This is a genomic window from Ideonella flava (assembly GCF_051857595.1).
Classification (GTDB): domain Bacteria; phylum Pseudomonadota; class Gammaproteobacteria; order Burkholderiales; family Burkholderiaceae_C; genus Ideonella.
Genome location: NZ_JBPZHD010000007.1, coordinates 426,991 through 441,992 on the forward strand (window position 1 = coordinate 426,991; position 15,002 = coordinate 441,992).

Annotated in this window: 11 protein-coding genes; all 11 read left to right on the forward strand. The window is 69.7% G+C overall.

The genetic code is table 11. The features are described 5' to 3' along the window. Position 1: 1 nt before the first annotated feature. The 11 genes from ACS5PM_RS17805 (at position 2) to ftsZ (ending at position 14,653) form a co-directional block, all read left to right on the forward strand. Positions 2 to 1,513 carry a UDP-N-acetylmuramoyl-L-alanyl-D-glutamate--2,6-diaminopimelate ligase gene (locus ACS5PM_RS17805; protein ID WP_439388998.1) on the forward strand — a complete coding sequence of 504 codons (1,512 nt, stop codon included), beginning with the start codon at positions 2 to 4 and terminating at the stop codon, positions 1,511 to 1,513. Further along, positions 1,510 to 2,880, forward strand: coding sequence for a UDP-N-acetylmuramoyl-tripeptide--D-alanyl-D-alanine ligase (locus tag ACS5PM_RS17810; protein ID WP_439388999.1), 1,371 nt, complete (start codon positions 1,510 to 1,512; stop codon positions 2,878 to 2,880). The genes ACS5PM_RS17805 and ACS5PM_RS17810 overlap by 4 nt, the downstream gene beginning before the upstream one ends. A 26-nt stretch (positions 2,881 to 2,906) precedes the next feature. Beyond that, positions 2,907 to 4,088, forward strand: a complete 1,182-nt coding sequence (mraY, locus tag ACS5PM_RS17815; protein ID WP_439389000.1) for a phospho-N-acetylmuramoyl-pentapeptide-transferase — start codon at positions 2,907 to 2,909, stop codon at positions 4,086 to 4,088. Positions 4,089 to 4,104: 16 nt separating this feature from the next. Further along, positions 4,105 to 6,066 carry a UDP-N-acetylmuramoyl-L-alanine--D-glutamate ligase gene (gene murD, locus ACS5PM_RS17820; protein ID WP_439389001.1) on the forward strand — a complete coding sequence of 654 codons (1,962 nt, stop codon included), beginning with the start codon at positions 4,105 to 4,107 and terminating at the stop codon, positions 6,064 to 6,066. 150 nt (positions 6,067 to 6,216) lie between these two features. Then, positions 6,217 to 7,503 carry a putative lipid II flippase FtsW gene (ftsW, locus tag ACS5PM_RS17825; RefSeq protein WP_439389002.1) on the forward strand — a complete coding sequence of 429 codons (1,287 nt, stop codon included), beginning with the start codon at positions 6,217 to 6,219 and terminating at the stop codon, positions 7,501 to 7,503. 136 nt (positions 7,504 to 7,639) lie between these two features. After that, positions 7,640 to 8,716 (forward strand): undecaprenyldiphospho-muramoylpentapeptide beta-N-acetylglucosaminyltransferase, encoded by a 1,077-nt coding sequence (murG, locus tag ACS5PM_RS17830; RefSeq protein ID WP_439389003.1) that lies wholly within the window; start codon positions 7,640 to 7,642, stop codon positions 8,714 to 8,716. 163 nt (positions 8,717 to 8,879) lie between these two features. Beyond that, positions 8,880 to 10,289 (forward strand): UDP-N-acetylmuramate--L-alanine ligase, encoded by a 1,410-nt coding sequence (gene murC, locus ACS5PM_RS17835; RefSeq protein ID WP_439389004.1) that lies wholly within the window; start codon positions 8,880 to 8,882, stop codon positions 10,287 to 10,289. Continuing rightward, positions 10,286 to 11,269 (forward strand): D-alanine--D-alanine ligase, encoded by a 984-nt coding sequence (locus tag ACS5PM_RS17840; RefSeq protein ID WP_439389005.1) that lies wholly within the window; start codon positions 10,286 to 10,288, stop codon positions 11,267 to 11,269. Before murC ends, ACS5PM_RS17840 begins: the two co-directional genes overlap by 4 nt. A 5-nt stretch (positions 11,270 to 11,274) precedes the next feature. After that, the gene (locus ACS5PM_RS17845) at positions 11,275 to 12,063 is read left to right on the forward strand and encodes a cell division protein FtsQ/DivIB (protein ID WP_439389006.1); all 789 of its coding nucleotides are present in this window, start codon (positions 11,275 to 11,277) and stop codon (positions 12,061 to 12,063) included. A 14-nt stretch (positions 12,064 to 12,077) separates the two neighbouring features. Then, on the forward strand, positions 12,078 to 13,310 hold the full coding sequence (ftsA, locus tag ACS5PM_RS17850; RefSeq protein WP_439389007.1) for a cell division protein FtsA: 1,233 nt from the start codon (positions 12,078 to 12,080) through the stop codon (positions 13,308 to 13,310). Positions 13,311 to 13,417: 107 nt separating this feature from the next. After that, positions 13,418 to 14,653, forward strand: coding sequence for a cell division protein FtsZ (gene ftsZ / locus ACS5PM_RS17855; RefSeq protein ID WP_439389008.1), 1,236 nt, complete (start codon positions 13,418 to 13,420; stop codon positions 14,651 to 14,653). The last annotated feature ends 349 nt before the right edge of the window (positions 14,654 to 15,002 follow it).

Consider the following 15,002-nt stretch of genomic DNA (forward strand, 5'->3'; position numbering starts at 1 on the left):
CATGTCTCTCACCCATCTGAAGAGCCCCGACGCCGCCGCACGCTGGCTCGGTTCGTGGGTCACCGGCGCGCTGAGGACCGACAGCCGCCAGGTCCGGCCCGGCGATGCCTTCATCGCCTGGCCGGGCTACGCGACCGACGGCCGGCAGTTCGTGCAGCAGGCGCTGGACCGCGGCGCGGCCACCTGCCTCGTCGAGCGCGAAGGCATAGAGGCCTTCGGCTTCGAGGACGCCCGCGTGGCGACCCTGCCGCAACTCAAGGCGGCGACCGGCCTGATCGCGAGCAGCTATTACCGCGAGCCCAGCAGCGCGCTGCGCGTGGTGGCCACCACCGGCACCAACGGCAAGACCTCCACGGCCTGGTGGACGGCGCAGTGCCTGAGCCAGCTCGGGACGCGCTGCGGCGTGGTCGGCACGCTCGGGATCGGTGAACCGCCGACACCCGAAGGGGGCGAGGCGCGGATCGAATTCACCGGCCTCACGACGCCGGACCCGGTGCTGCTGCAGCAGGCCTTCCGCCGCATGGCCGACCAGGGCTTCGGCGCCTGTGCGATCGAGGCGTCCTCGATCGGCATCGTCGAGCAGCGGCTGGCCGGCACCGCGGTGGAGGTGGCCCTGTTCACCAACTTCACCCGCGACCACCTGGATTACCACGGCGACATGGACGCCTACTGGGCCGCCAAGCGGGAGCTGTTCGCCTGGCCCGGCCTGCGGTCGGCAGTCATCAACGTCGACGATCCCCAGGGGGCCAAGCTGGTGGCCGACCTGGCTGGCAAGGGGCTGGACCTGTGGACCGTCTCGGTCTCGGGCCTGGCGCGCCTGCGCGCGGTCGAGGTGAGCTACCGCGAGGGCGGGCTGGCCTTCGAAGTGATCGACGGCGCCGACCGCGCCAGTGTCGCCAGTCGACTCATCGGCGACTACAACGCGAGCAACCTGCTGGTGGTGATCGGTGGCCTGCGGGCGCTGGGCGTGCCGCTGGCGGAGGCCGCGCGCGTCGCGCAACGCGTCACGCCCGTCCCCGGTCGCATGCAGCGCGTGGGGGATGGCCAGGGCCGGCCCGAAGTGGTGGTCGACTACGCCCACACGCCGGACGCGCTGGAAAAGGCGCTGGCCGCGCTGCGCCCGCTGGCCCAGGCGCGTGAAGGCCGCCTGTGGTGCGTCTTCGGCTGCGGTGGCAACCGCGACGCGACCAAGCGCCCGCTGATGGGCGAGATCGCGGCCCGCCTGGCCGACCGGGTGGTCGTCACCAGCGACAACCCGCGCGGCGAGCCGCCGGCGGCCATCGTGGCGCAGATCGTCGCCGGCATCCCGGCCCGGCCAGCGGCCCAGCGCGTCGAGTCGCAGATCGACCGGCGCCTGGCCATCTCGCAGACCGTGGCCGTGGCCGCGCCGAGCGACGTGATCCTGGTGGCCGGCAAGGGCCACGAGGACTACCAGGAGATCGAGGGCGTCAAGCATCCGTTCTCCGATGCCGCCGAGGCCGCACAGGCTTTGGCGAGGAGGGCGCGCGCATGATGACGCTCGGCCAGGCGCGTACGCTGCTGCCCGCTGCCCAGGTGATCGGCAACCCGAATGTCGCCTTCACCCGCGTGCACACCGACACCCGCACGTTGCGCTCGGGCGACCTCTTCGTCGCGCTCAAGGGCGAGCGCTTCGATGCCCATGACTTCCTCGATGCAGCGCGCGTCTCCGGTGCGGTGGCGGCGCTGGCCTCGCGCGGCATCGCCGAAGCCGGGCTCGCTGGCCTGCAGGTGGACGATCCGCTGGCGGCAATGCAGACCCTGGCCACCGGCTGGCGGGCACGCCACTCGCTGCCGCTCATCGCGGTGGCAGGCAGCAACGGCAAGACCACGGTCACCCAGATGATCGCCGCCATCCTGCGTGCTGCGCACGGCGAGGCGGCGCTCGGCACCGAAGGCAACCTGAACAACCACATCGGCGTGCCCGTCACCGTGCTGCGGCTGCGCGCCCACCACCAGGCCGCGGTGATCGAGCTGGGCATGAACCACCCGGGCGAGATCGGCGAACTGGCGGCCATCGCGCAGCCGACGGTCGGCCTCGTCAACAACGCGCAGCGCGAGCACCAGGAGTTCATGCACAGCGTGGAGGCCGTGGCGCGCGAGAACGGCAGCGTGATTTCCGCGCTGCCGGCGGGCGGCGCGGCCGTCTTCCCGGCCGACGAGCCCTTCACGCCGCTGTGGCGCGAGCTGGCCGGCGCACGTCGCGTGCTGACCTTCGCGCTCGACGACGAGGCCGACGTGAAGGCCGGCGCCCGCTGGCTGATGGACCACTGGCAGGTCAGCCTGGCCACCCCCGCCGGCCCGATCGATGTCGCCCTGCACATCGCCGGCCGCCACAACGTGAAGAACGCGGCCGCGGCGGCCGCTGCTGCGCTGGCCGCTGGCGTCGCGCCCGAGGCCATCGCGCAGGGCCTGTCGGCCTTCACGCCGGTCAAGGGCCGCTCGCAGGTCAAGCCCTTGCTGGTGCGCGGCCAGCCCCGCACGCTGATCGACGACAGCTACAACGCCAACCCCGACTCCGTCCGCGCCGCGATCGACGTGCTGGCCGAGCTGCCGCGCCCGCGCTGGCTGGTGATGGGCGACATGGGCGAGGTCGGCGACCAGGGGCCCAGCTTCCATGCCGAGGTCGGCCAGCACGCGAACCTGGCCGGCATCGAGACCGTGTGGTGCGTGGGCGAGCTGATGCGCCACGCCGTGGCCGATACCGGTGCCCGCCACTTCGAGACCGTCGACGAGCTGCTCGCGGCGCTGGCCGAAGAGGCGCCGCCGTTCTCCTCGGTGCTGGTCAAGGGCTCGCGCTTCATGAAGATGGAGCGCGTGGTGAACGCGCTGCAGTCGGGAGGGACGCCGCATGTCGTCTAGCCTGGCCCGAAACCGGGAGGTGGTCCATGCTGCCTAGCCTCGCCCAGTGGCTGCAGAACCACTACGCCGAGCAGTTCGGCTTCCTGCGCGTGTTCCAGTACCAGACCTTCCGGGCGGTGCTGGCGGCGATGACCGCGCTGCTGATCGGCCTGATCTTCGGCCCCTTCGTGATCCGGCGGCTGGCCGAGCTGAAGATCGGCCAGCCCATCCGCGAGTACGGCGTGCAGACCCACCTGGTCAAGGCCGGCACGCCGACCATGGGCGGTGCGCTGATCCTGATCGGCATCGCCGTGGCGACGGTGCTGTGGAGCGACTGGAGCAACCGCTTCGTCTGGATCACCATGCTGGTGACCTTCGGCTTCGGCGCCATCGGCTGGGTCGACGACTGGCGCAAGGTCGTGCTGAAGGACCCGGAGGGCATGCCCTCGAAGGAGAAGTTCTTCTGGCAATCCGCGATCGGCCTGGTCGCGGCGCTGTACCTGGCGTTCAGCGTGTCCGAGACCTCGAACATCCGGGTGCTGGAGCTCTTCCTGCGCTGGGTGTCGAGCGGCTTCTCGAACGACCTGCCGCCCAAGGCCGACCTGATGGTGCCCTTCTTCAAGACCATCAGCTACCCGCTGGGGGTCTTCGGGTTCATCGGCCTGACCTATTTCGTCATCGTCGGCGCGAGCAATGCGGTCAACCTCACGGATGGGCTCGATGGCCTGGCCATCATGCCGGTGGTGCTGGTCGCGGCCACGCTGGGCATCTTCGCGTACGTGACCGGCAACTCGGTGTATTCGCGCTACCTGCTGTTCCCCTACATCCCGGGGGCCGGCGAACTGCTCATCTTCTGCGCGGCGATCGGCGGCGCGGGCCTGGCCTTCCTCTGGTTCAACGCCTATCCCGCGCAGGTCTTCATGGGCGACGTGGGCGCGCTGGCCCTGGGCGGCGCCCTCGGCACCATCGCCGTCATCACGCGGCAGGAGATCCTGCTCGGCGTCATGGGGGGTGTCTTCGTGATCGAGGCCCTTTCGGTGATGGTCCAGGTGGCCTGGTTCAAGTACACCAAGAAACGCTACGGCGAGGGCCGGCGCATCTTCCTGATGGCCCCGCTGCACCACCACTACGAGAAGTCGGGCTGGAACGAGACGCAGGTGGTGATCCGCTTCTGGATCATCACCATGCTGCTGTGCCTGGTCGGCTTGGCGAGCCTGAAGCTGCGGTGAAGGGCAAGGCAGGACGATGAAGAATCTGAAAGACCTCCCTGTGCTGGTGCTGGGCCTGGGCGACTCGGGCCTCGCGATGGCGCGCTGGTGCGCCCGCTTCGGCGCCCGGGTGCGCGTGTGGGACTCGCGTGAGAACCCGCCGCAGGCGGCCGCGCTGGCGCTGGCCGTGCCGGAGGCGGTGCTGCTGAGCGGCGCGCTGACGGCCGATCGTCTCGAAGGAACCGGTGACCTCGCCGAGGTGCGCCTCGTGCTCAAGAGCCCGGGGCTCGCGCCCACGGACGAACGCGTCGCTGCGATGCTGAGGGCTGCGCGCGCGCGGGGCCTCGCCATCCAGGGCGAGCTCGATCTCTTCGCTCGCGCCCTCGCCGACCTGCGGGCGGAGCGAGGCTACGCGCCCAAGGTGCTCGCCGTCACCGGCACCAACGGCAAGACCACCACGACGGCCCTGACGGCAATGCTGGTCGAGCGCAGCGGCTCGCGCGTCGGCCTGGCCGGCAACATCGGCCCGACGATGCTGGACACGCTGGCGGCCTCGCTGGACTTGGAACCGTCGCACGATATGGCACCGGCCGAGCCCGCCGCGCAGGAGCCCACGCGCGTCGCGGCCGACGAAGAAGACGAGCAGCCCACGCTGCCCGGCGCCTTCGTGGACGCGCGGCCGCTGGACGACCGCACGATCCCGATGCCGCTGGACGCCGCTGGCCTCACACCGGACTCGATCGACGTCCCGGTCGATGTCAGCGGGGTGGCCAACACGGTGGACGTGGCCGTGGACGTCAGCGGGGCCGGCGACTCGGTGGACGTGCAGGTGGACGTGACCGGCGCCGGCGACCGGGTCGACCTGGCCTTCGACGTCAACGTGACCGAGGCGTCGATCGAGCTGCCGCTCGGTGGCAACGCCGAAGAAGAGGCGCCACTGCAACTCGCTCCGCCTCCGCCTTCGGCGCCGGTGTTCGAGCACCTGCCCGAGGTCTGGGTGCTGGAGCTGTCCAGCTTCCAGCTCGATGGCGTGCAGGGCTTTGAGCCGAGCGCGGCCGCGGTGCTGAACGTGACCCAGGACCACCTCGACTGGCACGGCGACATGGCCGCCTATGCGGCCGCCAAGGCGCGCATCTTCGGTCAGCAGGGCGTGATGGTGATCAACCGCGACGACCCGATGGTCGAGGCCATGGTGCCCGCGCCGGTGATGGTCAAGGGCGGGCGGGGCAAGGCGGCGAGGGCGGTGTCGCGCCTGGTGGTCCGCTTCGGCCTGGACGCCCCCGGGCATCCGGGTGATTTCGGGCTGGTGACCGAAGCCGGCATGGCCTGGCTGGTGCGCGCGCTGCCGGCTGATGAAACCGTGAAGCGTCGCAAGGACGAGGAGGAAGAGATCCACCTGCAGCGGCTGATGCCGGCCGATGCGCTGCGCATCCGCGGCCGTCACAACGCCTCCAATGCCTTGGCCGCGCTCGCCCTCGCCACGGCGATCGGCCGCCCGCTGGCACCGATGCTGCACGGCCTGCGCGAGTACCGCGGCGAGCCGCACCGCGTGGAGCCTATCGGCTTCGTCGGCGGCGTCGAGGCGGTGGACGACAGCAAGGGCACCAACGTCGGCGCGACCGTGGCCGCCTTGAACGGACTGGGCGAGGATCGCCTGAGTTCGAAGCTGGTCGTCATCCTCGGTGGCGATGGCAAGGGCCAGGACTTCTCGCCCCTGGCCGCGCCGGTGGCCCGCCACGCGCGTGCGGTGGCCACCATCGGCCGCGACGCCGAAGTGATCGAGGCCGCGCTGGCCTCCACCGGCGTGCCGCTTCAGCGCCACGCCACGCTGGAAGAAGCCGTGCGCTGGTGCTTCGCCCAGGCCCATGAAGGCGATGCCGTGCTGCTGAGCCCGGCTTGCGCCAGCCTGGACATGTTCCGCAACTACGCCCATCGCGCCGAGGTGTTCTCCTCCACGGTGCATGAGATCGCGGTAGAGCGGGGAGAAGTTCTGGAATGAGCGCTGCACGGCCGCTCCGAAAGCGCTCGCTCCCCCTCGGGGGGATCGGCGCGCAGCGACGTGGGGGGCCCCAATGAGCGCCGCCCGGCCGCTCCGTAGGCGCTCGCTCCCCCTCGGGGGGATCGGCGCGCAGCGACGTGGGGGGCCCCAATGACCCGAGGCGCCTCCGCCGCCGTCCCGCGCGCCGCCACCTGGCGCGAGCGCTTCGCCGTGCTCGTCGCCTGGTGGCCGAAGGCCCGCTCGCGCGCCGAGGCGCTGCCGATCCGCGACTGGGTCTCGGTGGGCAGCGGCAAGCCCAGCGCCGTCTCCGGCTTCGACCAGCCTCTGGCCTGGGTCGTGACCGCGCTGCTCGCGCTCGGCCTGGTGATGGTGTATTCGGCCTCGGTGGCGATGCACGACAACCCGAAGTTCGCCAACTACTCGCCGACCTATTTCCTCAACCGGCAGGCGATGTTCATCGCCCTCGGCTTCGTCGCGGCGCTGGTGACCCTGCAGATCCCGATCTCGGTGTGGGAGAAGTGGGCGCCGTGGCTTTTCGCGGCTTCGCTCGCCGCCTTGATCGTCGTGCTCGTGCCCTTCATCGGCAAGGGCGTGAACGGGGCGCGGCGCTGGATCCCGCTGGGCATCATGAGCTTCCAGCCGAGCGAGCTGGCCAAGCTGTCCATCGCCATGTACGCGGCCAGCTACATGGTCCGCAAGATGGACGTGAAGGAGAACTTCGTCAAGGCGGTGTGGCCTATGGCCGTGGCGCTGGGGGTGGTGGGCGTGCTGCTGCTGGCCGAGCCGGACATGGGCGCCTTCATGGTCATTGCCGCGGTGGCGCTCGGCATCCTCTTCCTCGGCGGCGTCAACGGCCGCATGTTCCTGCTCAGCGTGATGGTGCTGGTGGGCGCCTTCGTGCTGATGATCGCCTTCAGCGAATTCCGCCGCCAGCGCATCTTCGCCTACCTCGACCCCTGGAACCCCGAGTACGCGCAGGGCAAGGCCTACCAGCTGACCCATTCGCTGATCGCCTTCGGCCGCGGCGAATGGTTGGGCCAGGGCCTGGGTCAGTCGATCGAGAAGCTGAGCTACCTGCCCGAGGCGCACACCGACTTCCTGCTGGCGGTGATCGGCGAGGAACTCGGCTTCATCGTCGTGCTGGCGGTCATCGCCGCCTTCTTCTGGCTGACCCGCCGCATCTTCGTCATCGGCCGCCAGGCGATCGCGCTGGACCGCGTCTTCGCGGGCCTGATGACCCAGGGCATCGGTATCTGGTTCGGCGGCCAGAGCTTCATCAACATGGGCGTGAACCTGGGGCTCCTGCCCACCAAGGGGCTGACGCTGCCGCTGCTGAGCTACGGGGGCTCCGGGATCCTGATGAACCTGGTGGCGCTGGCCATCGTGCTGCGCGTGGATCAAGAAAACAGGCAACTCATGCGCGGAGGCCGCGCATGACGGGCATGTGCAACATGACCGCCGTGCATCGCACGGGTTGGCTGTTTCGGTGCAGGCTCACATCGCTTGGCGATGTGAAGGCCGCCTCGGCGGCCGGCCGGAACCAGAATCGACAAATGATGAGAGGCGGGCGGCAATGACGCGGCATCTCGTCATCATGGCTGCCGGGACCGGTGGGCACGTGATCCCCGGCCTCGCCGTCGCGCGCGAGATGCAATCCCGCGGCTGGGCCGTGAGCTGGCTGGGCACCGAAGGCGGCATGGAGAACAAGCTGGTGCCGCCCTCCGGCATCGCGATGGACCGGCTGGCCTTCAGCGGGCTGCGCGGCAAGAACTTCGTGCAGACGATGTTCGGCGGCCTGCGCCTGCTCAAGGCCTTCTGGGATTCGGCGCGCATCCTGCGCAAGCGCTCCGCCGATGCGGTGCTGGGCATGGGCGGCTACGTGTGCTTCCCGGGCGGCATGATGGCTTCGCTGCTGGGCAAGCCGCTGATGCTCGTCAATGCGGACGCGGGCCTGCTGCTGTCGAACAAGGCGCTCTTGCCCGTGGCCGACAAGGTGGCCTTCGGTTTCGACGGGCCGGCGGTGGGCAAGGTCAAGCATGGGCTGGTCACCGGCAACCCCGTCCGCGCCGAAATCGAATCCATGCCGCCGCCCGAGGTGCGCTTCGAAGGCCGCGAGGGCCCGCTGCGCCTGCTCGTGGTCGGCGGCAGCCTGGGCGCCAGGGTGCTCAACGAGATGGTGCCGGCGGCGCTGGCGCAGATGCCCGCCGAACAGCGGCCGCTGGTGATGCACCAGACCGGAACGGCTCACCTCGACGAAGTCCGCGGGCGCTATGCCACGCTGGGCGTGCAGGCCGAGGTCCAGCCCTTCATCGACGACATGGCCAACTGCCTCGGCCACTGCGACGTGATCGTCTGCCGCGCCGGCGCGATCACGGTGAGCGAGCTGTGCGCCGCGGGCGTGGCCAGTGTCCTCGTGCCGCTGGTGGTGAGCACGACCGCCCACCAGCGCGACAACGCGGCCTGGATGGCCGAGCGCGGCGCCGCCATCCACCTGCCGCAGAAGGAGCTGACGCCGCAGAAGCTGGCCGAGGCGCTGCAGCGAGTGAACCGCCGGCAGCTGATGACCATGGCCCAGAAGGCCAAGGCCCTGGCGCGCCCGCACGCGGCCGCAAAGGTGGCCGATGAGATCGAAAGGCTGGTGGAGACATGACGACCCCCAGGCTTGCAGCTTCGCTGCTTCACCACCCCCCGAGGGGGCTCGCTTCCTTGGGGCGGCCCTGCGAAAGCGTGAAGCACGCCGTCAAGCACATGGCCCACTTCGTCGAGAACCTGGGCAAGCCGACGAAGGGTCGGCATGCCGTGGAGGGCGGAGCATGAAGCACGCCGTCAAGCATATCCATTTCGTCGGCGTGGGCGGCGCCGGCATGAGCGGCATCGCCGAGATCCTGCACAACCTGGGCTACGCCGTCTCGGGCTCGGACCAATCCGACACCGCCACCACCCGGCGCCTGGCGGGGCTGGGCATCCGGGTGCACCACGGCCACGAAGCCTCGTACATCGACGGTGCGCAGGCGGTGGTGATCTCCACCGCGGTCCGGGGCGACAACCCGGAGGTGATCGCCGCCCGCACCCGGCGCATCCCGGTGGTGCCGCGGGCGGTGATGCTGGCCGAGCTGATGCGCCTGAAGAAGGGCATCGCGATCGCAGGCACCCACGGCAAGACGACCACCACTTCGCTGGTGACCAGCGTGCTGGCCGAGGCCGGCGTCGATCCGACCTTCGTCATCGGCGGCAAGCTCAACTCGGCCGGCGCCAACTCGCGCCTGGGCTCGGGCGAGTACATCGTCGTCGAGGCCGACGAGTCGGACGCCTCGTTCCTGAACCTCATGCCCGTCCTGTCGGTCGTCACCAACATCGACGCCGACCACATGGACACCTACGGCCACGACTTCGCGCGGCTCAAGGGCGCCTTCGTCGACTTCCTGCACCGCATGCCGTTCTACGGCTCGGCCATCGTCTGCGCCGACGACCCCGGCGTGAAGAGCATCGTGCCCATGGTCTCGCGGCCGGTCGTCAGCTATGGATTCAGCGAGGATGTGCAGGTGCGTGCGGTCCACGTGCAGGCGTTGGTCGGAGGCCAAATGCGCTTCACCTGCAAGCGCCGCAACGGCGTCGCGATGCCGGACCTGGACATCACGCTCAACCTGCCGGGCGAGCACAACGTGCGCAACGCGCTGGCAGCGATCGCCGTGGCGACCGAGCTCGAGCTGGCAGATGCCCCCATCGTCACGGCCCTGGCGAAGTTCGACGGCGTCGGCCGGCGCTTCCAGCGCTATGGCGAGCTCGCCGCGAAGGAGGGCGGCCGCTTCACGCTGATCGACGATTACGGGCACCACCCGGTCGAGATGGCCGCGGTGCTGGCCGCCGCGCGCGGAGCCTTCCCGGGCCGCCGCCTGGTGCTGGCGTTCCAGCCGCACCGGTACACCCGCACCCGGGATTGCTTCGAGGATTTCGTGAAGGTGATGGGGCAAGCCGACGCCGTGCTGCTGACCGAGGTCTACGCCGCGGGTGAGTCACCCATCGTCGCCGCCGACGGCCGCGCCCTGGTGCGTGCGCTGCGCGTGGCCGGCAAGGTCGATCCGGTGTTCGTAGACGAGGTGGCCGAGCTGCCCGCCGAGATCTGCGGCTTCGCCAAGGACGGCGACGTGGTGATCTCGATGGGCGCCGGCTCGATCGGCGGTGTGCCGGCGCAGGTGGCCGAGATGGCGGGGAGTGCGGCATGAGCGCGATCGATGTGAAAAGCCTGGGCAAGGTGGCGGTGCTGATGGGCGGGGACTCCGCCGAGCGCCCGGTCTCGTTCATGTCGGGCCATGGCGTGCTGGCTGCACTGCGCTCGCAAGGTGTCGATGCGCATGCCTTCGATCCGTCCGAGCGGGCGTTGACCGAGCTGAAGACCGAAGGCTTCGCCCGCTGCTTCATCGCGCTGCATGGCCGCCATGGCGAAGACGGCACGGTGCAGGGTGCGCTCGAGCTGCTGGGCATCCCCTACACCGGCTCCGGCGTGATGGCCTCGGCCATCGCGATGGACAAGGTGATGACCAAGCGTATCTGGGCCTTCGCCGGGTTGCCCACGCCGCGTTGGAAGCTGCTGGGCGCCGGCGAGCACGGCCGCGAGATCGTGCGCTGCGTGCCCGACGACCTCGGCTTGCCGTTGATCGTCAAGCCGGCGCGCGAGGGGTCATCCTTCGGTGTCAGCAAGGTGGCCGGGTATTCCGGGATGATGGAAGCGGTGACCCTCGCCGCACAATTCGATTCCGACGTGCTGTGCGAAGAGTTCATCGTCGGCGAAGAGGTCACCTGCCCCGTGCTGGGTGAGGGCGCTTCTGCCACCGCGCTGCCGGTGATCCGCATCGTCGCCCCCGACGGCAACTACGACTACGAGCACAAGTACGTCTCCGACGAGACGGTGTACGTGGTGCCGAGCGGCCTGCCCGAGGCCGAGGAGCGAGAGATCCAGCGGCTCGTCGTCGAGTCCTATCGCCTGCTCGGCTGCCGCGGCTGGGGCCGCGCGGACCTGATGATCCGCGCCAGCGACCGCCAGCCCTTCCTGCTCGAGATGAACACCTCGCCGGGCATGACGAGCCATTCGCTGGTGCCCAAGTCGGCGGCGTCGACGGGCATGGATTACGAGCAGCTGTGCCTGTACCTGCTGGCCGGCGCCACGCTCGACAGCGCCGTCCAGCATCGCCGGGACGAGGTGTGATCGAGATGGCCACCGCCGCCAGCAGCCTGCCTCCCGACGTGCGCATGATGAACGCCACTGCCGTGGCAATCGTCGCGCTCGCCGGTGCGGTACTGCTGGCCGCGGGCGCGGCCTGGGTCGCGCGCCAGCCGGTGTTCGCCTTCCGCTCCATCCGGCTCGAAGGCGAGGTCACGCGCAACAGCGCCGCCACCATCCGTGCCAATGCGGCGCCGCGTCTGGCGGGCAACTACTTCACGCTGGACCTGCAGGCCGCACGTCGCGCGTTCGAGAGCGTGCCGTGGGTGCGCCACGTCGTCGTGCAGCGCGTGTTCCCGAATCGCCTGGTGGTGAAGATGGAAGAGCACCACCCGGTGGCGGTGTGGAAGGGCGACGAGGGCAACGACCGGCTCGTCAACTCCTACGGCGAGGTCTTCGAGGCCAACCTGGGCGATGTGGACGACGACGACCTGCCCGAGTTTTCCGGGCGCGACGACGAGTCGGCGGCCGCCATCCTGGCGATGTACCGGCGCCTGTTGCCGCTGCTCAAGCCGCTGGATGTGGCGCCCACGCGCGTGGCGCTGTCCGGCCGCGGCTCCTGGCAGGTGGAACTGGACAACGGCGCCGAGCTGGAGCTCGGCCGCGGCACGGATGACGAGGTGATGGCCCGCACGGCGCGATTCGTGCGCACGGTGACCCAGGTCGCCGCCCGCCAGCGCCGCGGCTGGGACCGCGCGGACCTGCGTCACGCCGACGGTTACGCGCTGCGGCTGAAGGGCCCGCTCGCCCCGGCCGCGGCGAGCGAATCGACAGACTGAGGGATCGCAACAAGATGGCCAAGGACTACAAGGATCTCGTCGTCGGACTCGACATCGGCACCGCCAAGGTGATGGCGGTGGTCGCCGAGGTCATGCCCGATGGCGACCTGCGCGTGGCGGGGCTGGGCGTGGCCGCCTCGCATGGATTGAAGCGCGGCGTGGTGGTCAACATCGACGCCACCGTGCAGTCCATCCAGCAGGCGCTGAAGGAGGCCGAGATGATGGCCGCCTGCAAGATCGAGCGCGTCTACACCGGCATCACCGGCAGCCACATCCGCGGCCAGAACTCCACCGGCATGGTGATCGTGCGCGACAACCGCGAAGTGACGCCGGTTGACGTGGCCCGCGTGATCGAGACGGCCAAGGCGATCAACATCCCGAACGACCAGCGCCTGCTGCTGGTCGAGTCGCAGGAGTTCGTGATCGACGGCCACGAGGTCAAGGAGCCGATCGGCATGAGCGGCAGCCGGCTCGAGGTCAAGGTGCACATCGCCACCGGCGCCCAGAGCGCCGCCGAGAACATCCTCAAGTGCGTGCGCCGCTGCGGGCTGGAGGTGGACCAGCTGTGCCTGTCGCCCACCGCGTCAGCCTCGGCCGTGCTCACCGACGACGAGAAGGATCTCGGCGTGGCGGTCGTCGACATCGGCGCCGGCACGACGGACGTCGCGATCTTCACCGGCGGCTCCATCCGCCATACCGCAGTCATCCCCATCGCCGGCGACTTGATCACCAGCGACATCGCGATGGCGCTGCGCACGCCGACCAAGGATGCCGAGGAGATCAAGGTCGAGTACGGCGTGGCCAAGCAGCTGCTGGCCGACCCGGGCGAGCAGGTCGAGGTGCCGGGCCTGGGCGACCGCGTGCCGCGCATGCTCAGCCGCCAGGCGCTGGCCGGCGTGATCGAGCCGCGGGTGGAAGAAATCTATTCGCTGGTGCACCAGGTGATCCGCGATTCCGGCTACGAGGAGCTGCTGTCCTCCGGCATCGTGATCACCGGCGGCACGGCGGTGATGCCGGGCATGGTGGAGCTGGGCGAGGACATCTTCCTCAAGCCCGTGCGCAAGGGCCTGCCCACCTACTCGGGAGCGCTGTTCGACATGGTGGCCAACCCGCGGTCGGCCACCGTGATGGGCCTGCTGGAGGAGGCCCGGATCGCCCACACACGCGGCCACAAGGCGGCGCAGCAGGCGGGCTCGGTCAAGACCATGTTCGGCAAGGCCAAGGATTGGCTGTTGGGAAATTTCTAGTGAGTTCTAGTGAGGACTAGCAGAACGAAGAGCCTCGAAGACGGGGCCGCCAGTTCGGTAGTTCAAGGCAAGCAAGTACGGCAACTGCAACGACGACGGAGGTTCATATGCCCATCGAGATGATCGAAGAATTCGACCAAGGAACGCAGATCAAGGTGATCGGCGTCGGCGGGGGCGGCGGCAACGCCGTCGAGCACATGATTTCGCAAGGGGTGCAAGGGGTGGAGTTCATCTGCGCCAACACCGATGCGCAGGCGCTCAACCGCAGCGCGGCGGCCCAGCTGGTGCAGCTGGGCTCCACCGGCCTGGGAGCGGGCTCCAAGCCCGAGGTCGGCAAGTCGGCCGCCGAGGAGGCCGAAGCCCGCATCCGCCAGGCGATCGAGGGTGCCCACATGCTCTTCATCACCGCTGGCATGGGCGGCGGCACGGGCACCGGCGCGGCACCGGTGATCGCGCGGGTCGCCAAGGACATGGGCATCCTCACCGTCGGTGTGGTGACCAAGCCCTTCGACTTCGAGGGCGGCCGCCGCAGCAAGCAGGCCGATGCCGGCGTGATGGAGCTCGAGGCCAACGTCGATTCGCTGATCGTGGTGCTCAACGAGAAGCTGCTCGAGGTGCTGGGCGACGACGTCACCCAGGACCAGGCCTTCGCGCACGCCAACGACGTGCTGAAGAACGCGGTGGGCGGCATCAGCGACATCATCCACATCCCGGGTCTCGTGAACGTCGACTTCGAGGACGTGAAGACGGTGATGAGCGAGCCCGGCAAGGCGATGATGGGCACCGCGATGGCCGGCGGCCCCGACCGCGCCCACAAGGCGGCCGAAGCGGCGGTGGCCTGCCCGCTGCTGGAGGGCATCGACCTGTCCGGCGCGCGCGGCGTGCTGGTGCTGATCGCCGCGGCCCGCTCGACCTTCAAGCTGGCCGAGAGCAAGAACGCGATGAACACCATCCGCCGTTACGCCGCGGAGGATGCGCACGTGATCTACGGCACCGCCTACGACGACTCGCTGGGCGACCAGCTGCGCGTGACGGTGATCGCCACCGGCCTGTCCTCCTCGCGCCGCGCGCAGGCCCCGCTGACGGTGGTGCAGACGCAGACCCACCTGCGCACGGGCACCGACAACCTGCCGCTGCTGAACAACCCGGTCCAGGGCGCCGCGCCCCTCGGTGCCTCCCATGCCACGGGCGCCGCCGTGCCGCAGCAGGACTACAGCCAGCTCGCCACGCCCAGCGTGTGGCGCACCGGCCGCACCCAGGCCGCGGCCAAGGTGGAGGCGCTGTCCAGCAACGGCATGGACGAAATCGAGATCCCGGCTTTCCTGCGCAAGCAGGCTGATTGATCGGGTCCGTTCAGAACGTCGTTGGGCAGGGCAGGCCGCGCAAGCGGCCTGCCCTTTTTCATGGGTGCGCCCGGCAGGGCGCACTTACTTGGAGGTGCAAGTCCTCTCCTCACCCGGCAAGGGGAAGAGGTAGCCGAACGGCAAGGGTGTTGCGGGTGACTGCAAATCCGAAGGAAGCCGAAGGCAAAGCGCTGGCCTGACGAACAGGAAGCGGATACGAGGCGGCGTTGCGGGGTGAGGCGGCCCATATCGTCGAAGCCCGGTACTTGCACGGGACGCAACGACGTAGATCCGACAGGCATAAGCGTGAAGGTGAGTGCGCAATACCCGGGGAGATCTTGAATCCTGC